This window comes from Psychroserpens sp. AS72 (genome assembly GCF_038900375.1).
Classification (GTDB): Bacteria; Bacteroidota; Bacteroidia; order Flavobacteriales; family Flavobacteriaceae; genus Psychroserpens.
Genome location: NZ_JBBMRC010000001.1, coordinates 719,711 through 745,096 on the forward strand (window position 1 = coordinate 719,711; position 25,386 = coordinate 745,096).

Annotated in this window: 24 protein-coding genes and 1 tRNA gene; 10 read left to right on the plus strand and 15 right to left on the minus strand. The window is 32.2% G+C overall.

The window, feature by feature from the left end:
• Window positions 1–157 precede the first annotated feature (157 nt).
• Window positions 158–541 (plus strand): ankyrin repeat domain-containing protein, encoded by a 384-nt coding sequence (locus WNY78_RS03095; protein WP_342871713.1) that lies wholly within the window; start codon window positions 158–160, stop codon window positions 539–541.
• A 59-nt stretch (window positions 542–600) separates the two neighbouring features.
• On the opposite strand, the gene WNY78_RS03100 is transcribed toward WNY78_RS03095, so the two are convergent.
• Entirely contained in the window at window positions 601–1,371 is a 771-nt protein-coding gene (locus WNY78_RS03100) for a M48 family metalloprotease (RefSeq protein WP_342871714.1), read from the minus strand.
• Between the two features lie 26 nt (window positions 1,372–1,397).
• A complete protein-coding gene (locus WNY78_RS03105; protein WP_342871715.1) occupies window positions 1,398–2,132 on the minus strand; it encodes a M15 family metallopeptidase in 735 nt (244 codons plus the stop codon).
• Between the two features lie 348 nt (window positions 2,133–2,480).
• On the opposite strand from WNY78_RS03105, the gene WNY78_RS03110 reads away from it, so the two are divergent.
• Window positions 2,481–2,553, plus strand: a tRNA-Gly gene (locus WNY78_RS03110).
• A 45-nt stretch (window positions 2,554–2,598) separates the two neighbouring features.
• Here the strand turns inward: WNY78_RS03110 and WNY78_RS03115 are convergent.
• Both WNY78_RS03115 and pepE read right to left on the minus strand, forming a co-directional pair.
• On the minus strand, window positions 2,599–2,955 hold the full coding sequence (locus tag WNY78_RS03115; protein WP_342871716.1) for a hypothetical protein: 357 nt from the start codon (window positions 2,953–2,955) through the stop codon (window positions 2,599–2,601).
• A 15-nt stretch (window positions 2,956–2,970) separates the two neighbouring features.
• Complete coding sequence (pepE, locus tag WNY78_RS03120) at window positions 2,971–3,678, minus strand: dipeptidase PepE (RefSeq protein ID WP_342871717.1); 708 nt, start codon at window positions 3,676–3,678, stop codon at window positions 2,971–2,973.
• Window positions 3,679–3,953: 275 nt separating this feature from the next.
• Between pepE and WNY78_RS03125 the strand changes: the two genes are divergently transcribed.
• From WNY78_RS03125 to WNY78_RS03160, 8 genes are all read left to right on the plus strand, one after another.
• Window positions 3,954–4,766: a hypothetical protein gene (locus WNY78_RS03125; protein WP_342871718.1), complete on the plus strand. Its 813-nt coding sequence runs from the start codon at window positions 3,954–3,956 to the stop codon at window positions 4,764–4,766.
• The gene (locus WNY78_RS03130) at window positions 4,753–5,520 is read left to right on the plus strand and encodes a carboxypeptidase-like regulatory domain-containing protein (protein WP_342871719.1); all 768 of its coding nucleotides are present in this window, start codon (window positions 4,753–4,755) and stop codon (window positions 5,518–5,520) included. The genes WNY78_RS03125 and WNY78_RS03130 overlap by 14 nt, the downstream gene beginning before the upstream one ends.
• Complete coding sequence (locus WNY78_RS03135; protein ID WP_342871720.1) at window positions 5,507–6,307, plus strand: hypothetical protein; 801 nt, start codon at window positions 5,507–5,509, stop codon at window positions 6,305–6,307. The genes WNY78_RS03130 and WNY78_RS03135 overlap by 14 nt, the downstream gene beginning before the upstream one ends.
• A 76-nt stretch (window positions 6,308–6,383) precedes the next feature.
• Window positions 6,384–6,884 carry a DUF6702 family protein gene (locus WNY78_RS03140; RefSeq protein WP_342871721.1) on the plus strand — a complete coding sequence of 167 codons (501 nt, stop codon included), beginning with the start codon at window positions 6,384–6,386 and terminating at the stop codon, window positions 6,882–6,884.
• 21 nt (window positions 6,885–6,905) lie between these two features.
• Complete coding sequence (locus WNY78_RS03145; protein ID WP_342871722.1) at window positions 6,906–9,200, plus strand: M1 family metallopeptidase; 2,295 nt, start codon at window positions 6,906–6,908, stop codon at window positions 9,198–9,200.
• Between the two features lie 160 nt (window positions 9,201–9,360).
• Window positions 9,361–9,654: a twin-arginine translocase TatA/TatE family subunit gene (locus WNY78_RS03150; protein ID WP_342871723.1), complete on the plus strand. Its 294-nt coding sequence runs from the start codon at window positions 9,361–9,363 to the stop codon at window positions 9,652–9,654.
• A 273-nt stretch (window positions 9,655–9,927) separates the two neighbouring features.
• Window positions 9,928–11,436: a S8 family serine peptidase gene (locus WNY78_RS03155; protein ID WP_342871724.1), complete on the plus strand. Its 1,509-nt coding sequence runs from the start codon at window positions 9,928–9,930 to the stop codon at window positions 11,434–11,436.
• A gap of 331 nt (window positions 11,437–11,767) precedes the next feature.
• The gene (locus WNY78_RS03160; protein ID WP_342871725.1) at window positions 11,768–14,053 is read left to right on the plus strand and encodes an ATP-binding protein; all 2,286 of its coding nucleotides are present in this window, start codon (window positions 11,768–11,770) and stop codon (window positions 14,051–14,053) included.
• Between the two features lie 2 nt (window positions 14,054–14,055).
• On the opposite strand, the gene WNY78_RS03165 is transcribed toward WNY78_RS03160, so the two are convergent.
• The 11 genes from WNY78_RS03165 to WNY78_RS03215 form a co-directional block, all read right to left on the minus strand.
• Window positions 14,056–14,697 carry an O-methyltransferase gene (locus WNY78_RS03165; protein WP_342871726.1) on the minus strand — a complete coding sequence of 214 codons (642 nt, stop codon included), beginning with the start codon at window positions 14,695–14,697 and terminating at the stop codon, window positions 14,056–14,058.
• A gap of 140 nt (window positions 14,698–14,837) precedes the next feature.
• Complete coding sequence (locus WNY78_RS03170) at window positions 14,838–15,923, minus strand: amidohydrolase family protein (protein WP_342871727.1); 1,086 nt, start codon at window positions 15,921–15,923, stop codon at window positions 14,838–14,840.
• A 343-nt stretch (window positions 15,924–16,266) separates the two neighbouring features.
• On the minus strand, window positions 16,267–16,800 hold the full coding sequence (locus WNY78_RS03175) for a 3-hydroxyanthranilate 3,4-dioxygenase (RefSeq protein ID WP_342871728.1): 534 nt from the start codon (window positions 16,798–16,800) through the stop codon (window positions 16,267–16,269).
• A gap of 247 nt (window positions 16,801–17,047) precedes the next feature.
• The gene (locus tag WNY78_RS03180; RefSeq protein ID WP_342871729.1) at window positions 17,048–17,830 is read right to left on the minus strand and encodes an SDR family oxidoreductase; all 783 of its coding nucleotides are present in this window, start codon (window positions 17,828–17,830) and stop codon (window positions 17,048–17,050) included.
• Window positions 17,831–17,917: 87 nt separating this feature from the next.
• Window positions 17,918–19,357, minus strand: coding sequence for an aldehyde dehydrogenase (locus WNY78_RS03185; protein WP_342871730.1), 1,440 nt, complete (start codon window positions 19,355–19,357; stop codon window positions 17,918–17,920).
• A gap of 63 nt (window positions 19,358–19,420) precedes the next feature.
• Entirely contained in the window at window positions 19,421–20,146 is a 726-nt protein-coding gene (locus WNY78_RS03190; protein WP_342871731.1) for a hypothetical protein, read from the minus strand.
• Window positions 20,147–20,191: 45 nt separating this feature from the next.
• The gene (locus tag WNY78_RS03195) at window positions 20,192–20,932 is read right to left on the minus strand and encodes a DUF6090 family protein (protein WP_342871732.1); all 741 of its coding nucleotides are present in this window, start codon (window positions 20,930–20,932) and stop codon (window positions 20,192–20,194) included.
• Window positions 20,929–21,342: a RidA family protein gene (locus WNY78_RS03200; protein ID WP_342871810.1), complete on the minus strand. Its 414-nt coding sequence runs from the start codon at window positions 21,340–21,342 to the stop codon at window positions 20,929–20,931. Before WNY78_RS03200 ends, WNY78_RS03195 begins: the two co-directional genes overlap by 4 nt.
• 88 nt (window positions 21,343–21,430) lie before the next feature.
• Window positions 21,431–22,834: an NAD(P)/FAD-dependent oxidoreductase gene (locus tag WNY78_RS03205; protein WP_342871733.1), complete on the minus strand. Its 1,404-nt coding sequence runs from the start codon at window positions 22,832–22,834 to the stop codon at window positions 21,431–21,433.
• 187 nt (window positions 22,835–23,021) lie between these two features.
• The gene (kynU, locus tag WNY78_RS03210; protein WP_342871734.1) at window positions 23,022–24,302 is read right to left on the minus strand and encodes a kynureninase; all 1,281 of its coding nucleotides are present in this window, start codon (window positions 24,300–24,302) and stop codon (window positions 23,022–23,024) included.
• 338 nt (window positions 24,303–24,640) lie between these two features.
• A complete protein-coding gene (locus tag WNY78_RS03215; RefSeq protein WP_342871735.1) occupies window positions 24,641–25,348 on the minus strand; it encodes a hypothetical protein in 708 nt (235 codons plus the stop codon).
• Window positions 25,349–25,386 lie beyond the last annotated feature (38 nt).

The window sequence follows — 25,386 nt, forward strand, 5'->3', positions numbered from 1 at the left end:
TAAGAAACTATTAACACATTTGTAAGTAAACAGTTAAATAAATGTTATTAAAATTTTTTTGTGTAACACTTTGAGTTTTATGTCGTCTTTTAAATATGAACTCAGGTAAACTAGTTCAAAATCAAAAAACAATCAATTAATTTAAAAATCTTTCATCATGAAAAAATCAGCAGTAATTATCGCAATCGCATTAGGGTTTTCATTTACAACCTTACATGCTACAAATGACATTGTAACAACTTCAACTTATGAAACTGTAACAAAAAGAGCAGTTGACCCATTTTGCATCTCTATCGTAAAAGGAGATTTAGAAACAGTTACAAAACTTATTGAGTTAGGTCAAGACGTCAACAAAAAATCTAATGGTTTAACACCAGCTATGTATGCAGCAAAGTACAATAGATTAGATATTTTAAAACTGTTAGTAGAAAAAGGAGCTAAACTAGACGTGAAGTCTGCAAAAGGTATGACAGCACAAAAATATGCTGAAGCTTCTAATGCAAAAGACGCTTTAGCCTATATTAAAGGTTTAGATTCTTAACAAAAAAAGCTTCAATTAAGAAGCAATTATTTGAGTTAGTTAGTTTAAAACGCATCTTATTAGGATGCGTTTTTATATTTTTGGATAGATTCTCTAATTTTTTCTATTCTATTTTCTGGATCTGGATGGGTACTTTGCATTTCTGGTACACGATTTGGGCCAGCTGCAGCTTTTAAGATTTCCATGACACCAATCATTTCTTCTGGGTCAAAACCAGCTTTAAGCATAAATTTAACGCCCAAATCATCACTTTCTAATTCATCATCACGACCATTGGTTAATAACGTATTTTGACCAATACCACTTACTAAACCTCCTGCATCTGCTCCAACAGAACCTGCTGTAGCTAGACCTTGCCAGTATTCACTTTCTGCAATACGCTCTGCACTATGACGTCCAAGAACGTGACCAATTTCATGACCTAAAACACCTGCGAGTTGATCTTCGTTTTCTAGTTTAGAAAATAATGCATAGGTGATAAAAACTTGTCCGCCAGGTAAAGCGAAAGCATTTATCGTATTGGGATCTGCTAATAGATGAAACTCATATTTATACGGTGTTTCTCTGGCAATACTATTGTTAACTAGTTTGTTACCAATATCATCAACCATAGCTTGATATTGGTTGTTAGGATGTAATCCACCATGCTGTTGTGCCATTTTTGGAGCACTCGCAAGACCAATATTAATTTCTTCAGTAGACGTCATAGATATGGTTTGCATACGTCCTGTATATGGGTTTTCTTCCCTTTGACTACATCGTTTTACAATAAAAAACAAGGCGATTGCAGCACCTATAAGTAGTCTTATTTTGAAATTCTTTCCTCTCATGATTGTGATAATTAGTGTTTATAAATTTACAAAAGTTCTGGATTTATATCCAAAATATTTTCGTGTTGGTAATTTGTTATGAATTCTTCGGAAAAATGATCACACCCTATTAATTGCTCAGAAATGATAATATCTCTCAAATCAAGCTTTTGATAGGCTTGTAAATAGCCTTGCGACAATGGTTTATAGCTATAATGCCAAGGCTCATATTTAAAACCTTTTCTATTAGCTTCGTTTGTGTACACTAAATAGAAACCAAAGGTATTTGCATGTTCATCCATCCAGATTTTAAATTTTGAAAAACAACCATTGCCATCAAAATGCTTAGGATTTAAAACATTACTAGGTTGCGATACATTTCCATCTATTAGATCAATATCTGTTGCCCAATGATGTCTTGATGTTCCTGGTATGGTTGAGTATTCTATGATCTTTTTTATGCTTTCTTGAGGACTTAATCCGTTATTAATATTTTGTTTGTACTTACGTTCCCAAATTCTATTTTGATGCGCAAAGCTTCTATAACTAGACACAACTTGTATTATAATGTCACTTTTTAGTGCTTCTTTACTCATTTCCAAAAACGAATCATAAGCTTCTCGTCGCAATTTGTAACCATTTCCATATAAGTCTGGGTTACCTTTGCCAATTAATTCATCATATAATATAGCAGAATTAGAGCCTTGAAATGATAGCTGCGGAAATATGGCCAATCCCAATCCAAATGCTAAAGTGCCTTTTAAAAATTTACGTCTTTTCATGATAGTTTTATAATTACACAATGTGTGCCAGCTTTGTTAGGTTCTCAGCGTACTTAGTGATTGAACGAATCAAACTTAATCAAAATTATTTATCTTCACTCGAAATTAATAGTGATGTCATTCCAATTTCAGATTCTCGAAAAATCTCGAATTAATGAGATTATTCCTTTGGTGCAAGAGCTTACGAGTTATAACGTTTCCGAAGAATTATTAAATGAACGTTTCACATAAATTTTACTATAATAAAGGCTTTGGAGCTTTAGGCTATCATTTTTTAAAGAAGTTTTAATTTAAATCTGCGTGAGGGTTTGTAAAAGTGTAAAGTTATTTTATATTTGCGCCCAGAATGCGAGAGTAGCTCAGTTGGTAGAGCGTCAGCCTTCCAAGCTGAATGTCGCCAGTTCGAACCTGGTCTCTCGCTCTTAAAGCCTTATCTTAATAGATGAGGCTTTTTTTATGGATGTATTTACTCATTAATATATTCTTCAAGTAATTCATAAAACTTCTTAAATGACAATTCATGTTGTTCTCTTGTGACTTTGGAGTCGAAGTTATTCCAATCAACACGTTTTGAATCTAAACCAATGGTTACTGCTAAAATCATGTTTGCCCATCCAGCTGTAGATTCATAAAATCCTAACTTATTTGCAACCCAATCGAAGAATGGATCATGTTGGTCATCATATTGAGTCAGATTATTATCTATTAATGCTTGTTTGTAGCCACTTAAATATGTGTGTAAACTTTTTAATGTGCTTTGACCAGTATACAATGCTGGTCTATGTTCAATTTGTTTTAAGAGTTTATAGAATGATTTTATCAATTTGACTTATATCTTTTATTTCAATCCACTCAATAAACTTCCTGTCTCAATCTCATAAGGAGCTTTATCATATTCAAAAATACGAGCATCTAAAGTGCCTTTTAAAGTTATGGCATCCCCTTTTACTTCTAACCAACTTCCTTCTCTAATGCCAACAACAGGTTGTGTGTTAAATTTATGAAACTCTTTAATTCTAGTTTCGCGTGTTTCTCCCATGTGTTTACTAGTAGGATCTGGATCTAAATAATGCGGATTAATATTAAAAGGTACAAACCCAAGAGTTTTAAAACTTGGAGGATACACAATTGGCATATCGTTGGTCGTGTTCATTGTGAGTCCGCAAATATTGCTCCCTGCACTTGTGCCAAGGTATGGCGTTCCATTTTTAACTTCGGTTTTTATGGTGTCAATTAAATCGTTTTTGTAGAGTTGATTGACTAAAACAAAGGTGTTTCCGCCTCCAGTAAAAATTCCTTTGGCGTTTTTTATAGCTTCTTTTGGATTTTCAAACTCATGAATACCAATGACTTTTTTATCAATTTTATTAAAAGCGACGTTTGCTTTGGCAGTATATTCATCGTGAGTTATTCCACTAGGTCTTGCGTATGGGATGAATAAAATTTCCGAAGTATGTTTAAAAAAAACACGAAGTTCATCCAATAAATAATCTAGTGATTCTCCTCCATGAATTGTTGATGTACTTGCTATAATAATATTTCTCATTGGTGGCGATTTTTTGTAAATTTATGTAATACCAGTTATCATTTAAAATTATTGTAAAAAAAACGATGAATTTTTTCTTTAGATGAAATTGAAAATTAAAGCATAGCTTAAGTTACGGTTTCTTTTTTAACTAAAATATAAAGTAAAAAGACGCATTTTATTATTGTAATTTTAATTGGTAAATAGTATAAAACTTAATTTAACAAAAGTTTAAAAAGGCTTTATTACAAAATTAAGGTTTCAAATCTTTTATTTACATATCTAAACTAAAAACTATGAAAAAACTACTACTATTACTTTTGCTTTCTGTGTCATTTACGATGACTTCACAAATATCTAAACGCATAAAAGTTGATGGTAAAATCATTGTAGAAGGTCAGGATGTAGATGCGATTACAGTATTTAATACTACCACAAACAAAGGTGTGATTACAAATGAAATTGGCGAATTTACGATTGAGATTGGTTTAAATGACCTCATAGAATTTAGAGCCTTACAATATCAAAACTTTGATTTAAAAATTACAGAAGCCATCATGCAATCTAAACGTTTGCGCGTTTTTTTAATTGAAGAAATTAATAAGCTTGATGAAATATTGGTTTTAACTAAAGGATTGTCTGGCGAGTTAGATAAAGATGTCGCTACAGTAAAAACGTTTAATCCAAAATTAGATGCGCTTTACTTCGGGATTAAAAAAAGTGATGAGTATGAGTTTGTAGATGATCCACGTTCTGGGATTGAAAATAAAACGATGCACTCACAGTCTACAACAATGGTTAATGGCTTAAATATTGTAAATGTTGTTGATCAATTATTATTGCCTTTATTTAGGTCTAAAGTTAAAGACAAAAAGACTGCAGGTGTGCCAGATGTTCCCGTAAGTGCCATTAAATATTACTTTGGATCTGAGTTTATCATAGATAATTTTAATATTCCTGAGCATCGAGTTGAAGAGTTTATAAGATTTGTACAAGATGATGTAGATTTTGATTACTCTCATTTAAACTACGGTAAAGAATTAGAGTTTTTAGAGGTTCTAAATACAAAGAGTAAAGAATTTTTAAAAATGAATAGTGATAAGAATTAAGTGTTTTCTTCTTTTTTTAATTATTGTTTTTTCTTCGGAAATATTAGCTCAAACCAAAGATGTCAATGGAAAGATTATTGCAGATGGCGATCTTGATAGGATTCATGTTATCAACAAAACAGCAAGTAAATTTACAATTACTAACAGTTTAGGAGAGTTTACGATTCCAGCAAAAATCAATGATACGCTAGTGATTTCAGGAGTTCAATATGTGCCAAAAGAAATTTTGATTACAGATATTATAATGCAGACTAAAGCGGTAACTATTAATCTTGAAGAAAACATTAACGTACTAGATGAAGTTGTAGTAGGTAAGGTGTTAACCGGAAGTTTGATGACAGATATTGAAAATAGTGATGCTAAAAGAGAGATGAATTTTTATGACTTAGGTATTCCTGGTTATACAGGTCCAAAAAAGACGCAAACAGAAAGACGTTTGTATGAAGCACAAACAGGAGGCGGAATCGTGCCTTTAAACCCATTATTAAACTGGATTAGTGGTCGCACCAAACAATTAAAAACGCAAATTGCAAGAGAAGAGTTAGCAATTGCTATTGAAGAAGCTAAAGCCAAATATTCTAAGTTAATTTTTGAAGATGATATGTATAGCGAAATAATGCAAAATGAATATTTTTTATTTTGTGGAGATGATCCTACTTTTAAAGATATATATGATTTAGGTAATGATATGATTACGCTACAGTTTTTAAAAGACAAATTAGAAGCCTTCAAACTACACCTTGAAAACGATTAAAGACATATTAACATTAGGTTTCATACTTTTAAATTGCGTCTTCTGTGATGCACAAACTATTGATTTAAAAGGTCAGGTGACTGCAAGTTCAGATCTTGGGAGCATTCATATTCTCAATATCACTGCTCAAGAATTTACAATTACTAACGATAAAGGCCAGTTTGTTGTGCCAGCAAGATTAAATGATACTATTCTTATTTCTAGTATACAATACATACCCCAAAATATTATTATAACTGAAACTATTTTAAAACTAGACTTTCTTTCTATACAACTAGAAGACAGAGTAAATGAATTAGATGAGGTGATTGTGGGTAAAGTCTTAACCGGAGATTTACTCTTAGATATTGGAAATAGTGATGCTAAACGTGACATTAATTTTTATGATGTTGGAATTCCTGGTTACACGGGAAAACCTAAAACTCAAAAAGAACGAAAACTATATGAAGCAGATGCAGGGAAGAGTATTGTTATTGCTCCATTATTTATTGGCATTAATATTCATAAAATATTGAATAAGATTTCTGGTCGAACTAAAATGCTAAAAAATGCAGTAAAGTTAGAAGAGCAAACAGAGTGTATGAACAAAGTTAAATCTGAATTTTCAAAAATGCTTTTTGAAGATTACGAGATAGAAGAGCATCTAAAAACCGAATTTTTCTATTACGTAGCCGAAGATCCTAAATTTGAAGCGCTTTGTAAAACAGATAATAATTTCGAAATCTATGAGTTTCTATTGCAAAAGCTCTATATGAATCCTAATGAAGGTATAGAATCTCAAGATTAGTAATTTAGGATTAATTAACATTTTTTAAGAATTAAAATTTTCACGAAATAGCTACATTTACAGCTTATTGATTGATATGAATTCTATAAAGGTCACTTTATTAGCTATTATTTTCCCATTTTTTATATCTGTTGCTCATAAATATTATGTGAGTGTAACACAAATAGAATATGTTAAGGAGAAAAAATCTGTTCAGATAATTACAAGAATAGATGTTGATGACCTTGAGTTAACCTTACAAGAGCGTTTTGATAAAGACATAAATTTAACTGCAATTGATGAAAAATCAACAGTTGATGACTTTATAAAAACGTATTTAAAGCAAAAACTTAAAATTAAAATCAATACCAAAGAAGTCTCTTTTATTTTTATTGGTAAAGACTATGAGAACGATCAAGTTGCGTGTTACTTAGAAATTGAAAATGTAGATGCTATTAATACTATTGAAATTAGCAATACGGTTCTATTTGATCTATTTCCGAAGCAAAAAAACGTCGTAAAGACAAAAATAAATTCTAAAGCAAGTAACTTAATATTTACTACAGAAGATAAAAATCAACACTTAAATTTTAAATAAATTCCCCTTTTAATTATAGCTATGAGAATACTAAAATTCCTTTGTTTATCAATTGCATTTATATCTTTAAATGTAGTGGCTCAAGAGCAAGAAGTACGAAAGCCTGGTCACACTAATCAAAACAAGTTTAAACAACTTTATGATGAATTTGCAACGCCTAATATGTTTAGAACAGGATCTGGAGCGCCAGGACCTGCTTACTATCAACAGCAAGCAGATTATAAAATGGACCTTGAAATTAATGATGAAACTGCGGTTTTAAGTGGTTATGAAACCATTACATACACAAACAATTCTCCAGATGAATTAACATATTTATGGGTTCAGTTGGATCAAAATGTGAGACAAAAAGATTCACCCTCAAAAGACATTAATACAAGTCGTATAACACCTGCACAATCTGCTAGTAGATTCGCATCATCTTACATGAGTGAAAGTTTTGATGGAGGATTTAATATAGAAAGTGTTACCAGTACAGACGGTAAAGCGTTATCACACACGATTAATCAAACCATGATGCGTGTTGATCTGCCTAAAGCAATGAAAACAGGAGATAAATTCTCTTTTAACATCAAATGGTGGTACCAAATTAATAATCATGTTACAGATGGTGGACGTTCTGGTTATGAATTATTTCCTGACGGAAATAGAAATTACGTGATCGCTCAGTTCTATCCAAGAATGGCAGTCTATAATGATGTAGAAGGTTGGCAAAATTCTCAGTTTTGGGGACGAGATGAATTTGCATTACCATTCGGAAATTTTGAAGTGAACATCACAGTTCCTGCAGATCACCTTTTAGATGGTACAGGAAAATTAATGAACAGAAAAGACGTGTTTTCTAGCGAAATGATGAAACGCTACGAAAAAGCAAAAAAATCGTTTGATGAACCTGTCGTAATATCAACACAAGCAGAAGCAGAGATTAGAGAAAAAGGACGTTCTAAAAAGAAAAACACGTGGAAGCTCTATGCTGAGAACGTAAGAGATTTTGGATTCGCAACTTCAAGAAAATATATTTGGGATATGATGGCTGTTAAGCTTGGTGATCGAGACGTTATGGCTGTATCGTTATATTCTAAAGAAGGAAACCCATTATGGGAACAATGGTCAACAAAAGCAGTAGCAAGTACATTAAAAACGTATTCTCGTATGACGTTTGATTATCCTTACCATAAAGCTATTTCGGTACATGCAAAACGTCAAGGAATGGAGTATCCAATGATTTGTTGGAACTATGGACGACCAGACGAGAATGGAAAATATGACGATCGTACAAAATATGGTATGATGAGTGTGATTATTCATGAAGTAGGGCATAACTTCTTCCCAATGATCGTAAATAGTGATGAGCGTCAATGGACTTGGATGGATGAAGGTTTAAATACTTTTATGCAGTATGTTGCTGAGCAGGATTTTGGTGAGTGGTATCCTGATGCATTGTCAACAGGAGATGCAACATATCCGTCACGTCGTGGTCCAGCTAAGAATATCACAAGATATATGGGTGGAAACCAAGATCGTATTGCTCCAATTATGACAAAGGGTTTAAATACCTATCAATTTGGTAATAATGCCTACGGAAAACCAGCGACTGCATTAAATATATTGAGAGAAACGGTAATGGGACGTGAGTTGTTTGATTACGCCTTTAAAGAATATACACATCGTTGGATGTTTAAGCACCCAACACCTGAAGATTTTTTCCGTACCATGGAAGATGCATCAGCATTTGACTTAGATTGGTATTGGAGAGGATGGTTTTATACTACAGATTGGGTTGACATCGGATTAAAAGATGTGAAAAAATATTATGTGTCATCAGTACCAAACCAATATGCTAAAAACTATGCGGCAACTAATAATCGCAGTTTAGAAGATTTAAATTGGGTCTATCTTGTTGAAGAAGGTAGTGATGAATTTGATGAAAAGTTACGTCAAGGTACATCTGCTGATAATTCTCCTACTTTAAAAGAATATATGATGGATAATTTTTCTGCGGAAGAACGTAAAACAATCAAACAACCAAAGTATTTCTATAACATTACATTTGAAAAACCAGGTGGTTTAGTGATGCCAATCATTGTAGAATTTACATATGCAGATGGTACAACAAAAACTGAAACTTATCCAGCACAAATTTGGAGATTTAATGATAATGAAGTGAGTAAAGCAATCGCTTCAGAAAAAGAAATTGTAGCTATAACAGTTGATCCTAAATTAGAAACTGCAGATATTGATACATCAAATAACTCTTGGCCAAAAGAAGTTAAAGAAAGTGATTTTGATAAATTCAAAAATAAAATAAAAGGGTAATGATTGCCTGTATTGAAAACAAAAGAGCTGATAGAAATATCGGCTCTTTTCAGTCTAAACACCTACAAAATTTTGTTTATATCAAAAGAAAAAAGCATGACAAGCTCAAGAAATAAAAAAATATAATCACTAATAGTAAACAACTCGTTATATTTGCATCGTGATACAGTTAGCAACATTTTTATTCATTGGTACTCCAGAGGTGATATTTATACTCCTCATCGTGGTTATGGTTTTTGGTGCAGATAAAATTCCAGAAATTGCTCGTGGTATGGGTAAAGGAATGCGTATGCTTAGAGATGCAACAAGTGATATTAAATCTGAGATTTCTAAAACTGCAGAAAAACAAGGTATTGATACAGATGTTACCAAAGACATCAAAAAAGAAATCAACAAAGTCAAAGACGACTTAGAAGACTTTACTGGTTCTGTGAGTAGAGGCCCTAAATTGTAATATTCCTATATTTTAACTACTTATTTTGATAAAATGGTAGATTTGACTGCGATTATTTTTTAATAATTTAATATATTTAGAAAATCATACTAAATGAATTTCAAAATGTTGAGTTATAAATTTGAATTATATTTTCTTTAGATGAGATAGAAAATCTATGCATAGCTTTAGTTACGCTTATTTTTTATATTGATATATAAAGGAAATAGAAACAAATTTTACACAGTTTTTTAAAGTTCATTTAGTATTAATAACCATTCTAAATCATATTAAATGAAAAAAATGTACTTAAAGGTATTGCTACTTCTTGCAATTACCATGGTATCTTGTTCTAAAGAAGATGCTATAATTGAAACAGAATCTCAAGAGATTCAATTTCCTAAAGCCCCATTAACAGTCCAAGAAATCAATAATCGGATCAGTGAAACTATAAGAGCCACTGGTGATTTTGATTGGAGTAAAGAAGATGCTCATTTTTTATGGAGCGCAGTTGTACATGGTCAAAATGTATTGACTATAGGCTATGGTGACGAAGGTCAAAGTTTTAGTGAATCAAGAGATCCAGAATTAGAGGCTAAAAAAAATAGCATACTAAGTTTAGTTTTAGAAAATGAGAAAATTGATAAAAGTGATCTCAAAATTGTTGAACAAGACATTTTAACTGTTATTGATGTTGGTGTTGAAAATATTGAAACAATCATAGCCTTAAGGAAAAGTGATGGTATTCGATATTTAGAGCCAAATGGGTATAACTTATTTACTTATAATGAAGGAAATGCTCGTTCAAGTTCTGGCTGTGATAAAAATGGAGATTATATAAATTCATCACATTATAGTACTATAAGTCCTAACAATGCTCAAGTATCTTGGAATTTTGATGAACACAATATTCAACAAGCTTGGGGATTAACTACAGGGTCTGGAGTAACTATTGGGTTAATTGATACTGGAGTTTCTGCTTCACAAACCTTATTAAATTCATCTGGATTTAATGATGGGTATTCTTCTGGTCGTTATGTTCAAAAATATGGCACATTCATAGATTCTAATTGGTGGTGGTCAAGTAATTATGATGGTCCACATGATAAATGTGGTCATGGTACAGCTATGGCTTCAACAATGGCTTCTCCTAGAAATGATAATAGCATGCCAGTAGGTGTTGCTTATAATTCTAATTTAGTTGCTTATAGAGCTACAGAAGATGTTTTACTAAATGATTATCATGAACGTAAAGGTGTTTCTAAAGCCTTAACTCAATTAGGTAATAGGAGTGATGTGAAAATTATTTCAATGTCTATTGGTTATATATGGTCAATTGGTAATATTAAAGATGCAGTTAGATATGCTTACAGTAAAAATAAGCTAATCTTTGCTGCAGGAGGTACTTCAACAAGTTTTACAAATGGTTTTGGAGTGATTTTTCCAGCAACAATGAGTGAAACTGTTGCTGTAACTGGAGTTGATGATGGTAGCAATTATGATCGTTGTGAAACGTGCCATAGTGGTAGTAAGATAGACTTCACAATCATTATGGAAGGTGACAATAATACGAGTAAAGCGCCTCCAGTTTTAGGGTTTTATAATGGAGATAGACGTTATACAGGAGGATCATCTGTTGCAACAGCAACCACAGCTGGTATTGCTGCACTAGTTTGGGCAAGACATCCTAGTTGGAGTAGAACACAAGTTTTAAATAGATTGAAACAATCTGCAGAATTCTATCCTTATAAAAATAGTAATTTTGGTTATGGTAATATAGATGCTTGGCAAGCAGTACAATAAATATTAAATAGTCTTTGATTTAAAAATCCTCTTCATGATATGGAGAGGATTTTTTATTTGCATTTTTTTATTCAATTGTATGCTCTTATTTTGAGTATTTAATCAATTGTAATAATAGTTCAAAATTTATGTATTTATCTTCTTTTGAGAGTTTTAACTAAGAATTATTTTGAAAATTACTGGTTTATAAATTAGTTTAAAGGTGTATTTTAACGATATTTGTTTGTGGATTTGATGTTTCAACCTGAAAAATTGGTTTTTAGACGATAATATTAACACATGTTAAAGTGTAACGAATACATTAGTAATCCCAAATAAGCATAAACCAAATATGAAAACAAACCTACACATCTGTTTTCTGTTTTGTTCCCTCCTGTCATTCAGTCAAACAGAAAGAGCAATTATCAATAAAATTGATAGTTTAAACTCTATAGCTTTAAGTCATTATAATGATAATGACATCGCACAATCCTTCAATTTGTTTAATCAAGCAATTAAACTATCAGACTCTGTAGGTGATATTTATGGTAATTCTGAAGCTAATTTTACTTTAGGTAAAATTTACGATTTCATGAATGAACCAAATAAGGCTAAAGAAAGTTTTTTAAATGTTATTTCAGTATCAGAAAAAATAGGAGATAATTATTTTATTGCTAGTTCTAATTTGAATTTGGGTAAAATATTAATGGATAAAGAGCCTCCTACAGCTGCGATACCCTATTTTACAGAAGCTTTAAAATATGCAAATAAAGACAATGTTCGTGATCAATTTAATACTGATCAGAGAGACCTAATATTATTTGAAACTAGAATTAGCTTGTCCCAATTATATTTAGATATTAATAATATTAGACAAGCACATATCTATTTATCGAGAGCAGAAGAGAACCTAAATAATATTATTGATCAAGGTTATTATACTGCTAAATTGAAATCTGTTCAAGGAAAATACTTTGTAGCTAAAGAATTATACAGTACAGCAAGTATTAAATTTGAAGAAGCTGCTAAATTGTTAGAAAACCGAAATTCAATAGATATTAAAGATAAAAATGCTCTTTTAACTGAGATTTATAAAGATCTTTCAACAACATACATGTTGCTTGAAAAAGACAGTCAAGCATACAATGCGTTATTGACTCATAATAATTATAAAGATGAGTTTTTCAATGAGCAAAAAACAACTCAAAATCTGATTATGCAATCAAAGTTTTCTATTGAAAACTATAAAAATGCAGCACAGATAGCAAATAGTGATAGATTACGTCAAGTAGAAGCTTCTAATAAAATTCAAAATATAAATTACATTATATCAATCATTTTAATATTGTTGTTTGTGTCTTTAATAACAACGTATAAGAGTTATAATTCTAAAAGCAAGTTAAGTACTATTCTTAAAGCTAAAAATGAACAATTAGAAATAGCGAAGAATAATGCTGAAAAATCTTCTGAGTTAAAAAGTAACTTTATTTCTAATGTCACTCATGAATTAAGAACACCTTTATATGGTGTTGTTGGCTTAACATCATTACTTTTAAAAAATAATGACTTAAGTGAAAAAGATAGTAAGTTCCTCAAATCTTTAAAATATTCGGGAGATTATTTATTAAATCTTGTAAATGATATTTTACAGATTGGTAAAATAGAGTCTAAAAAAATAGAACTTAAAAATGTCTCAGTAAACATTAGAGTTCTTCTTGAAAATTTAGTTAATTCTTTTGATTATAGATTAGAAGAAACAAATAATCAAATTCAAATTACAGTTGATAAGAACATTCCAGAATTTATAAAATGTGATAATGTTAGATTATCTCAAGTACTTATTAATTTAATTGGCAACAGTATTAAATTTACTGAAGACGGAAAAATTGATGTTAGAGTGAAGCTAATAAATATCATTAATGATAAAGTAAGCCTACATTTTGAAATTGAAGATAATGGTCCTGGAATTGCGAAAGAAAAACAGAAAATGATTTTTGAAAACTTTTCTCAATTAGATGAAAATAATAATACAAATTATCAAGGCACAGGTTTAGGATTGCCAATTACAAAGAACCTTGTAGAATTATTTGGTAGTCAGTTAGAAGTAGAGAGTGAAATAGATTTGGGGTCTACATTTAGTTTTGATTTAACTTTTGATATAGATAGAGATACAAAAACTGTAATTATAAAAACTACAAAAGCTAAAGGTGAAGCAATCTCGTTAAACAAAAAATATAAAATTTTAGTTGCAGAAGATAATAAGATTAACCAAATCGTAACTCAAAACTTATTGCAACGTGAAAATTATGAATGTGTGATTGCTAAAAACGGACAAGAAGCTTTAGAGGCTCATAAAGATGGAGGTTTTGATTTGATCTTAATGGATATTAATATGCCAATAATGGGTGGTAATGAATCAACAAAAGCTATTCGTGAGTTTGATACTCAAACACCAATTATAGCACTTACAGCTGCAGATATTGAACAAGTAAAGGTGGATTATAAAATTATTGGTTATGATGATATAATTACGAAGCCATTTGATAACTACGAGTTTTTTCAAACGATTTCTCAGCATATTCAGAGAGCTATATCAAACAAAAAAACTCCAGATTTTAAATTAGAAAAAGTATCTTAGAATTAAATTTTTCTGCTAATTGTAAGACCGTCTCTAATTGGAAGTAAAACTGTTTCAATGCGCTTATCATTTTTTAATAGCGTATTAAATTCTAAAACTGCTTTTGTAGAATTGTCTTTCTCGTCTAAAGGTTCAATGACTTTTCCATACCATAATACATTATCAGATAGAATAATACCTCCAGGATTTAGTTTATCAATGATTAAATTAAAGTAGTTAACATAATTAGGCTTATCAGCATCAATAAATACTAAATCAAAAGTTTGATTAAGCTTAGGGATGATATCCAAAGCACTTCCTAAATGTTGATAGATTTGTAATCCGTATCCAGATTTATCAAAATATTTGCGCTGAAAATCTTCTAATTCTTCATTGACATCAATAGTGTGTATTTCTCCATCACTTTGTAATCCTTCAGCTAAGCATAGTGTTGCATAACCAGTAAAAGTGCCAAGTTCTAAAATAGTTTTTGGACGAATTAACTTTGAAATCATACTTAATACACGACCTTGGTATGGTCCACTAAGCATAATTGGTTGCAATATCTTTTGATATGTTTCTCTTGTAAGTTGTTGTAATAACTCAGGTTCTTCTTCAGAATGAGCAACAACATAATCATCTAGTTTTTCAGGTAAAAAGTACATAAAGAATGTTTAACCTATAATTTTATTAAATAGAGTTTTAGCTATAAGAGCAATGGCCAATACTATTAAAATAATAACTGGAACAATGGCTCTAAATTTCATGTAATTTGTAAAGCTATCCCAAAAGGAATCTTTTTTCATTATCCCAATATACGTTTTACTAATTTATCTTTAGCTGCTTGGTCATCACCACAGAGCCATTGTATTACATTGTCTTCCCAGATCGCATCACGTTCGGTTTCTGTAATAATTTTACGCTCAATTGCTAAGTCTAATATTTTACCAGGATAAGATGATTGTTTTTCGCTTTCCATTTCACCTAAAGGATAAGGGTCATCCAGTCCCATTAATACTTGTTTTGAACCTTGATTTCTTATCAGTAATTCTAAACCACCTGTATCATGAACTAAAGTATCAAAAAATATGTTTTTATGACCAACCGCTTTTCTTGGGTGACTTTTGCCTTCAAATAAATCTGGTCTCCCATCAAAACCTTGAATACGTCGTCCTAAATTTATTTGTGCTAATTGTCCGCCATGAGCAAAGCAAGTACGCATATTTGGATATTTATCTTGATAACCATTTAAAGTTAAAAAGTGATAAGCATCTGCACATTGTGCTAGCATCCATATGAGATGAAAACGCCATGATGTATTTTCTAATTTGATAAATTTCTCACCATCATAAGGATGAATCTCAACTGCTAAATTATATTTATTAGCTAATTCGAAAATTGGTTCATTTTCCTCATCAAAAATACAACGCCAAGTACCAATAGTATCCATATAATGGGTTGGTAAACATAGGAGTTGCATGCCTAACTCTTCAACACAACGCTCAATTTCCCAACAAGCACCTCTTACAAAACCAGGATGTACCACAAAACCACAGGTGAACTTACTAGGGTTTTCTCGTTGTACTTTAGCGTTAAAATCATTCTGAAAACGTAATGCTTGCTTCATTTCTTCAACACGTAAACCATTTCCGTAAAGTTGTGATAAATTGAGAACAACGGCATGGTCAATTTTAAAACGTTCCATCCAAGCTAGTTTTTCATTTAAGAAAAAACTAGAATCAGTAATAGGACGATTCCAATCTTTTTGAAGCATAAACTTCCTGTCTTTATCAACCCAAAAAATCCCTTTATCTTGCATAAATTGTGGGATTTCCTCAGGATAAGGAAGTAAGTGAGAGTGACCATTTATTCTAAGTTTACGTTTTTCCATGTGTGCGTAATTGCCAGCCTTTAGACGTAGCAATATTTAGTTGTTTATATTAATTTCTGTTCATTTTGCCTTGATGCAAAACGAACCAAAAAATCAAGACCAAGCCAAGGAATTTTGCGGTTTTTTAAACTGAAAACCGATTTGAAAATTCCGCGTCGAACATTATTCTCCTGTTCTCGGAACTTTTCTTTATCTATTCTTCGCCTTGGCGTTCAATTCTCCGAATTGATTTGGGACATGAATGTTTATAATGTTTAACTATTATCCCAATGTTAATTTATTTTCGCTAACAGCTAACAGCTAACAGCTAACAGCTAACAGCTAACAGCTAACAGCTAACAGCTTACTCAATCTGCACTTTTTGAGGCGGTTGCATAATTTCACCACAATTTGGACAAGTACGTTTATCTTGATCTCCATAATATTTATCAAATATTTTTGGCATATCAGTTTCAATATTTTTCACAGTAAAATCCTCCTCGTATAATTTAGTTGTGCAATTTTCGCAAAACCATAGTAACGCATCTTGTACACCTTTTTCTCTTGGATATTCAATTACCAAACCAACAGTATTTGCGCCACGTTGAGGAGAATGCGGTACTTTAGGAGGTAATAAAAAGATGTCACCTTCTTTGATATGAATGTCTTTAGGAGTGCCTTTATCAATCACTTTTAGAACCATATCGCCTTCCACTTGATAGAAAAATTCTGGCGTTTCGTTATAGTGATAGTCTTTTCTATTGTTGGGTCCACCAACGACCATAACTATAAAATCACCATCTTTCCAAACCACTTTATTTCCAACAGGTGGTTTTAATAAATGACGATTTTCTTCAATCCAAGCTTTAAAATTTATAGGCGGAAATAATTTACTCATAGTTTAATATTTTGGGCGTTACCCTAAAAAGGGTCAGGCTTTTCACTATATCTTTTTTTGCCATATATGGCAGCAAAAAAAGGATGTCGTTGCAATCCTTAACGCAAATTCGTCAATTCAATAAAATTAAGAATAATAAATGAATTTTCGGCATCTGTCATTCCGCACTTAATGAAGAATCTTCTTTAATGAGATCCAGAATCAAGTTCAGGATGACAAAAGGCTTTCAATTATATTTTTTTGATGTTTACAAACTCTTTGTTCTTCCTCCATCAACGGGTAAATTAATACCATTTATATATCCAGCACGCTCACTCGCTAAAAATGTGATAGCATCAGCCAATTCTTCTGGTTTTGCAAAACGTTTTGCAGGTACTGCACTTTTCATAGCATTTGCAGATTCTTCTTCTGTGTTTCCAGATTTAGCCGATTTGTTTTTAATAATTTCTGCTAAACGATCTGTTCCAGTTGCTCCAGGAAGCACATTGTTTACTGTAATTCCAAATTGTCCAAGTTCATTAGCCAAAGTTTTGCTCCAATTGGCAACAGCACCTCTAATAGTATTACTTACACCTAATCCATCTAAAGGTTGCTTAACCGATGTTGAAATCACATTGATAATACGACCATAACCTTCACTTTTCATAAACGGAACAACCGCTTGTGCCAACACATGATTACATTTTAAATGTTGCGTAAACGCATTTTCAAACTCGTCGATTTCAGCAGAAAAAACTGGTCCTCCTTTTGGTCCACCTGTATTGTTTACTAAAATATGAAAACCATGATTAGCTTTTATGTAAGCTTCTACTTTTGCTTTCAATTCCATAGGTTTAGAAAAATCAGCAACAATATAATCGTGGTTTCTATGCTGAGGTAACTCAGCAAGTGTTGCTTTAAGTTTCTCTTCGTTTCTTGCGATTAAAGTGATTATTGCGCCTTCTTCTGCTAATGCTAAAGCTGTTGCTTTTCCTATTCCTGCTGTGCTTCCGCAAACTAATGCGTGTTTGTTGTTTAGTTCTAGATTCATATTTTTGAGATGTAAGAGAAAATAATATAGAAAATAGAAGGTTCGAATACGTTTATTTTCTTTTATCTATACTCTAGGTTCTTTTTATTAATATTTAATACAAACATTTTTAGCCTCAGTAAAAAAGCGTAAGGCTTCAAAACCACCTTCACGTCCAACTCCAGAAGCTTTTACACCTCCAAAAGGCGTGCGTAAATCTCGCATCATCCACGTGTTTACCCAAACAATTCCTGCTTGTAATTGGTTGCTCATTCGCATGGTGCGTTTGAGGTCGTTTGTCCAGAGGGTTGCAGAGAGTCCGTATTTGACTTTGTTTGCCATTTGTAATACTTGATCTTCATCAGTAAATGGCATAATGGTAACTACTGGTCCAAAAATCTCTTCTTGGTTCACTCTACACTCATCACTTTGTACTTCTATAACGGTTGGTTCTAAATAATATCCGTTTTCATAATCTGTTATCGTAACTTCATTTCCGCCACATAAAACGGTTCCGTTTTCGTCTTTTGCGATTTGGATGTATTCTTTTACTTTTTCTAAATGTGGTTTAGAGACCAAGGCTCCAATATTGGTGTCTTTTTCAGATGGATGACCAACTTTTAAGGCTTTTACTTTTCCGACGAAATCAGATTTAAATTTATTGTAAATAGACTGTTCTACAAAAATCCGACTTCCGCAGAGACAAATCTGACCTTGATTAGCAAATGAAGAACGAACCGTTGTTGCTAACATATCATCATAATCACAATCTGCAAAAATGATGTTTGGGTTTTTACCACCTAATTCTAAAGATAATTTTTTAAACATTGGTGCTGCTACTTTAGCAATATGTGCTCCTGTTGCTGTTCCACCTGTGAATGAAATGGCTTTGATATCTGGATGTTCAATAATTGCTTGACCAGTTGAGCCACCAAGACCATGAACAATATTTAAAACGCCTTTTGGTAAGCCAGCTTCATTACAAATTTCACCTAAAAGGTAAGCTGTCACTGGTGTAACTTCGCTAGGTTTTGCAACAACACAATTTCCTGCAGCAAGCGCAGGAGCAATTTTCCAAGTAAATAAATAGAGTGGAAGGTTCCAAGGAGAAATACAGCCTACAACTCCAATAGGTTGACGCAAAGTGTAATTTATGGCTTGTTGGCCAACGCTTTCATGAGATTCACTAGCAAATTGAGTGATTGCATTTCCGAAGAAACGAAAATTACTCGCTGCTCTTGGGATATCAACCGCCTTTGCTAAAGAGATTGGTTTACCATTATCTTTACTTTCGGCTTCTGCAAAACGCTGTAAATTAGCTTCTAGTAATTCGGAAATTTTAATGAGAATCCTACTACGTTCTTCTAAAGTGGTTTGAGACCAATTAGGAAAAGCATACTTTGCTGCGATATATGCGTTCTCAACATCTTCAGTGGTTGAGTCTGGAATTTGTCCGTAAATTTTACCGTTTGAAGGGTTGTAATTATCTATCCAATTGTCTTGGATTGGATTAAGGAAATTTCCGTTGATGTAGTTTTGAATGTTCATATTTGAACTTTTATTACTTGACGACAAGTTAAAGGTTATTTGATGTAATTTTTAATTTAATGTTTACTGAGTTTGATCATAATTTATTTCTTCTAAATAAGACTCAATTGCATTTTTTAATATCTCAGCTTCATTGATGTTGCTTGTATTGAAGTCTATATAATCTTGATAAAATATCTTTTGGTAGGACAAAATATTTTTAAATTTTACTTCTGTTAATAGACGTTTTGCTATACTAGGCTCAACACCATTTTTTTTAATAGGGATATTTTCTAATATGTAAGGATCAATATTATTGCTTACAAAGCCATCATGCCAACTTGTATATTCTTCCATGTCTGGTAATGTGTATTCGTAAAACTGATTTATTTTTTTAATCAAGTCTTTATTGTCAATAAACTGTAGCTGTTTGTTTTCTTTTATTAATTCAAAAACTTTCGAAAACGATTTGGAGTTCAGATCTAGAGCAAAATAGTTGAGCATAAATTTTAGATCATTTTCACTTTCAGAATTACCTAAAATTCTCTGTAGTCCATCTACGCGATTTTGGAAATTGTTTTTTTCTGTGGTCATAAATTGAATATTTTCATTCAGTTCATTCACCATTGCATAAATTGAGTTGTGTAAATCGAGCTTGGTTTTTCTATTTTCGTTCCAGTTATTGATTTGAAGTGCCATCAGAATTCCAATAATGACAAGAATGATTTCTCCAATAGCGTATTTAAAGTATTTGCTCATTTTGTTGTCTTCGATTAAAGATTTACGAACATGTCTAAAAAATTTAATCATTGTTTAAAGAGTTGAGTGAAATTCTATTGATGCAGTTTTTTATATTCACTTTGGTAAATAATTTTCTATGTCTTTTTTTAATTGCTTTGCTTCAGTGGTAACCCTATTTAGGGTTTCTAGATAAGGCAAGTTTACTCCCAAAAAGGTTTTTAATGATTGTATGTATTCTTTGTCTTTTTTTAAAGCTTCAAAATCATTGGGCACTAATTTGTCTACAGAATTTTCATCAAAAACTGACGTAAATTTTTTTCTGTAATAGTCTAACATATAGCTGTAGAAATCTAAATGAATTTCTTGAAAACCACCTTTAGTGTCGTTTATAGATGAGGTATGAAATTTTCCAATTGCTGAACGAAGTTCTGGGTCTTCAATAAGGTCTGTGCCTATTGAAACTAACGACTGATAACCACTGGTTTTAAAATCAATCTCATCGTATGCGTTTGAAGCTCTAAAATGATATGCTAGAGAATCATGATAAGGTTTATCTGTTTCTAAAACGTTAATTAATGTTTGAATAGAATTAATTGTTCTTTTTAAATTGTTTGTTCTTGTATTAACGACTCTATCTAAATCTTCTAAAGTGTACTCTAAATCTGAAATTATCTCTGTTAAAATTTGTTGCTCTTTTTCTTTTATTTTTTTAGTTTCATTCCAGTTATTAAACTGCAATGCCATTGCAATCCCAATAAACACAAGAATAATTTCTCCAATAGCATAAAGTAGGTATTTACTGAATTTGTTTTCAGAAAGTAGTGATTTGCGAATATGTCTGAAAAATTTAATCAATTATTTTGTTTCTTATAAGCCATCACTTTAATCTCAACCACTAAATCTGGATGTGGTAATTGGTGCACTGCTACTGTTGTTCTTGTAGGTCCTGTTGCTTTATCAAAAAACTCAGCATATGCTTTATTGTAACCTGCAAAATCATTCATGTTTACTAAAAAAGAAGTCACATCTACGACGTCTTTTATGCTTGCTCCAACTTTTTTAAGATTGGTATCAATATTTTTTAAGACTTCTCGAGTTTGTACTTCAGCATCAAGACGTTTTGTACCCATCTCGTCAATGATGTCAACACCTGCAATGGTGTTGTCTGCTCTACGAGAACTTGTGCCTGAAACGAAAATGAAATCGCCAACTTGTTTAACGTGTGGATAGGCTCCTCTTGGTGTTACTTTAGTTCCTTCGTTCATTATTTTTTTATTTTTTGTCATCCTGAACTTGATTCAGGATCTCATAAATTAATTTTTCTGTTATTCCTGTTAAAGTAGGAATGACAAATTAACGCAGTCCTGCAATTTTATCGTCTTCTAAAATAGCTTCGGTTTCTGTTTTTACTTTGTCTAAAATATCTTTTATATCATCTTCAGTAGAAATCACTCCATCTGCTAACATGTTTAATATGGCTTTATCTTGTGCTCTACCTCTTAACATCGCTTCTCTGTAACCTATGTCTTCATTAAAGGTAACTAAACTATATTTTGAGGAGTAGTCTTCAGGAAATTCCTTTTCTAAAGCCATTTCAATTTTTCGTTTTTCTTGAAAAATGGCTTGACCAACATGGTCTTTCATTTCATGAAAATTATCTATCGCTAAATCTGCTATAGCGTCTGTGTCTTTTTTTCTCGTTTTTTCGTATGCTGTAAAAATGGTTTCCCAATCGGCATCTTTATGCGAATCTAGAACCTGATCAAACTCTACAACATCTTCAAAGGATGCGTTCATCCCTTGTCCGTAAAATGGCACAATTGCATGCGCAGAATCTCCCATCAACAAGGTGTTTCCCTTATAATGCCAAGGTGAACATTTTACTGTGCCTAAGGGAGCTGTTGGGTTTTCAAAAAAGTCTTCAACTAAATTAGGCATCAACTCTAAAGCATCAGGAAATTCCTTCTGGAAAAATTCGGTTACAATTTCTGGAGTTGTAAGGTTGTTGAAATTGTATTCGCCTTCCTCATAACTTAAAAATAAGGTGACTGTAAAACTGCCATCTAAATTTGGAAGCGCAATGACCATAAAGTCTCCTCTTGGCCAAATGTGCAATGCATTTTTATAGGTTTTGTAGTCTCCAGTTTCCGAAGGTAAAATAGAAAGTTCCTTATAACCATGAGTTAAATATTCTTGAGAAAAACTAAATAAGAATTTCTTACCTAAGTAATAACTTTTACGCAATGCAGAGCCTGCACCATCTGTTGCGATGATACAATCTGCATCTTCTACAAATTCATCTTTTGTTGAATAATCTTGAAAAAGCGCTGTAGTGTTTTCAAAATCTACCGACTTACATTTTTTATTAAAATAGATCGTAACATTATCATGTTTTTCGGCTTCGGTTAAAAGTAGGCTATTGAGTTCGCCTCTAGAAATTGAATTGATATACTCGTAATCGCGACCACTATAATTTGATAAAAACGTATTGCCTTCTCTATCGTGAAGCATTCTCCCATTCATAGGAATACAAAGTTCATTGACTTTTTGTTCTAAACCAACGAGTTTGATCGCTTTATTTCCACGATCTGAAAATGCTAAGTTTATTGATCTTCCTGCGGAAATATCCGTTTTACGTAAATCAGGACGCATTTCATACACTGTGACGTTGTAACCTCTTTGGCCTAGTCGTAATGCGAGGAGGCTTCCGCAGAGTCCTGCACCTATTATTAGTATGTTTTGTTTTTTGTTACTCATATGTTATTTGTCATTGCGATATTTTTAATTCACCTCCTGTTGTGCTGAACTTGTTTCAGTATCAAGGAGGAGTGGATTCATTCTCACTTATTAGAATGAAGACGAGGTGGTTTTACCTGTTTTCAATTCTCCGAATTGATTTGGGAGATGAACTCTTTCGATTTTTTTGTTGTTCCCAATGTGATTTTTATTTTCTGCTTACTGCTAATACCTTCTTCAATCGTTCTACAAATTCATACACATCCATAAATGAATTATAGAGTGGGACAGGAGCGCATCTAATGACGTCAGGTTCTCTCCAATCTGTTATAATTCCTGCTTCTGTAAGTTTGTCATGTAGGCTTTTATCTGCATTTTGAACTTGTATAGAGAGTTGGCATCCACGTTCTTTTGGATTGCTAGGTGTTATGATTTTTATATCTGAGTTGTTTAATTCGTTTATTAAAAACTCAAAGTAACCAGTTAGTTGTTTCGATTTTTCGCAAAGTTTATCAAATCCGGCTTTTTCAAAGACATCTAATGATGCTCTTATTGCTGCCATAGATAATATTGGCGGATTACTAAGTTGCCAACCTTCTGCTCCTGGTAATTGATCAAAATCATCACGCATTCTAAAACGTGTTTGCTTATTGTGTGACCACCAACCCGTAAAACGGTTTAGATATTTATTGTGTGCATGACGTTCATGAACAAATGCGCCAGATAAACTTCCTGGTCCAGAGTTTAAATATTTGTAACTGCACCAAACTGCAAAATCTGCTCCACTATCGTGAAGGTTTAGTTTTACATTTCCTGCGCCATGTGCACAATCAAAACCTACAACACAACCATGTTTGTGACCAAGTGTTGCAATCCGTTTTAAATCAAAAAACTGACCTGTGTAATAATTAACACCACCAATCATGACAAGAGCAATCTCGTCACCATGTTCTTGTAAGATGTTTTCTAAATCTTCGTAGTTCGCTAATTCTTCGCCTTCGCGAGCTTTCCAAAGAATTAAACCTTCTTTATCGTCATAACCATGATGACGCAATTGCGATTCTACAGCATATTTATCACTAGGAAAAGCATCTGCTTCTATTAAAATTTTATAGCGCTTAGGTGTTGGTTTGTAAAAGCTCACCATCATAAAATGAAGATTTGCTGTGAGGGAATTCATCACAACAACTTCTATTGGTTTAGCACCAACAATATTAGCCATGTTTTTGGTGAGAAATTCGTGATAATGTAACCATGGGTTTTTACCATGTGTATGACCATCTACACCAAGATTTGCCCAATCTTCTAATTCTTGATTTATGTAGTCTTTTGTGATTTTTGGCTGGAGACCTAAAGAGTTTCCTGTCATGTAGATGAGTTCGTTTCCGTTTGCGTCTTTTGGCATATGAAACTGGGTTCTGTATACTGAAAGCTCATCATTTTGGTCTAATTGTTGTGCAAATTCTTGACCTAATTTATAGTTGGACAATGTCTTATGATTTTAGAATATGTGTATAAAAATAAGGATTATTAATGAGGAATTAAAGTGATGAAAGTGTATTTTTATTTGAATAAACCAGTTGCTTAAATCTATAAAAAAATAAGATCCCGTTCTTCAACGTGATAAGCTTAACTAAACTTTTTAATAAAGATTAAAAAGAGTTTCACAAAAAAAATAAAGCGCTTCAACTAAGTAGATGAAGCGCTTTGAATATATATAGACGCATAATGCGGAATATTCTTTATATCATATATACGTCTGTAAGTCTATATTTGGATGTTTTAATTACAAAAAACGGCCAATTTTAATACTTTTTTAAGCGTTGCTTATTTTACAGTGATATTAGTAAAATAGAGTTTCCAGTTGCCTTGTGGTTTGATGTGATCTTTTGCAATTTTGATTCCGTTAAAATGGGCATAGTTTTCAAAAGTAGTAATCATAGTAGGTTCTTTTGAGTTTCCTTTTCTAAAGATCCATTCTTTTACTTCGTGTCTTTTGTCAAAATAAAAATCGTATGCATCACCTGGTGTGTAGCCACCTTCATTAGCGTATAATACGGTGATTTTGTTGAGTTCAGTTTTGCTTATAGGTGCGATTTCTTTTGTTAACTCAGAAATTGTTGTCCCTTCATCCCAAACAATTTGATAAGGTGCCAAAAGCCAGAATTTATCGTTGATGAAGCTTTTATCTGCTTGTAATGATACACTATCCAAAGATTTTCTATTATATGTAATAATGTCTTTGCCTGAAGTTAATTTTACATCGTCGGTTTTTGGATTCCAACTCCATGAACGTTCAAAATGTTTCCCATCATTATCGACATTGAAAGTGAAATCAACTTGCGTTACTTCAACCCAGTTTTCTAGTCCGTATGCAAAACCAATTTCTTGGGCAACAGTCAATTTTTCTTCTTCTTGGGATGTGTTATTTTTCTCTTCGGAAATTGGATTTGTTACATTATTCTGGTCTTTAGAATCAGATTTGCAAGATACCAAAAGTGTAATGAAGCAAATGGTAGTTAGTAATCGTGTCATTTGTTTTTTTTGCAAAGGTATGAAAGTCTTCATGTTTC

Coding starts and splice junctions, on each gene's coding strand:
- WNY78_RS03095 (WP_342871713.1), top strand. CDS start 158: ATGAAAAAATCAGCAGTAATTATCGCAATCGCATTAGGGTTTTCATTT.
- WNY78_RS03100 (WP_342871714.1), bottom strand. CDS start 1,371: ATGAGAGGAAAGAATTTCAAAATAAGACTACTTATAGGTGCTGCAATC.
- WNY78_RS03105 (WP_342871715.1), bottom strand. CDS start 2,132: ATGAAAAGACGTAAATTTTTAAAAGGCACTTTAGCATTTGGATTGGGA.
- pepE (WP_342871717.1), bottom strand. CDS start 3,678: ATGAGAAATATTATTATAGCAAGTACATCAACAATTCATGGAGGAGAA.
- WNY78_RS03125 (WP_342871718.1), top strand. CDS start 3,954: ATGAAAAAACTACTACTATTACTTTTGCTTTCTGTGTCATTTACGATG.
- WNY78_RS03140 (WP_342871721.1), top strand. CDS start 6,384: ATGAATTCTATAAAGGTCACTTTATTAGCTATTATTTTCCCATTTTTT.
- WNY78_RS03145 (WP_342871722.1), top strand. CDS start 6,906: ATGAGAATACTAAAATTCCTTTGTTTATCAATTGCATTTATATCTTTA.
- WNY78_RS03155 (WP_342871724.1), top strand. CDS start 9,928: ATGAAAAAAATGTACTTAAAGGTATTGCTACTTCTTGCAATTACCATG.
- WNY78_RS03160 (WP_342871725.1), top strand. CDS start 11,768: ATGAAAACAAACCTACACATCTGTTTTCTGTTTTGTTCCCTCCTGTCA.
- WNY78_RS03165 (WP_342871726.1), bottom strand. CDS start 14,697: ATGTACTTTTTACCTGAAAAACTAGATGATTATGTTGTTGCTCATTCT.
- WNY78_RS03170 (WP_342871727.1), bottom strand. CDS start 15,923: ATGGAAAAACGTAAACTTAGAATAAATGGTCACTCTCACTTACTTCCT.
- WNY78_RS03175 (WP_342871728.1), bottom strand. CDS start 16,800: ATGAGTAAATTATTTCCGCCTATAAATTTTAAAGCTTGGATTGAAGAA.
- WNY78_RS03180 (WP_342871729.1), bottom strand. CDS start 17,830: ATGAATCTAGAACTAAACAACAAACACGCATTAGTTTGCGGAAGCACA.
- WNY78_RS03185 (WP_342871730.1), bottom strand. CDS start 19,357: ATGAACATTCAAAACTACATCAACGGAAATTTCCTTAATCCAATCCAA.
- WNY78_RS03190 (WP_342871731.1), bottom strand. CDS start 20,146: ATGATTAAATTTTTTAGACATGTTCGTAAATCTTTAATCGAAGACAAC.
- WNY78_RS03200 (WP_342871810.1), bottom strand. CDS start 21,342: ATGAACGAAGGAACTAAAGTAACACCAAGAGGAGCCTATCCACACGTT.
- WNY78_RS03205 (WP_342871733.1), bottom strand. CDS start 22,834: ATGAGTAACAAAAAACAAAACATACTAATAATAGGTGCAGGACTCTGC.
- WNY78_RS03215 (WP_342871735.1), bottom strand. CDS start 25,348: ATGACACGATTACTAACTACCATTTGCTTCATTACACTTTTGGTATCT.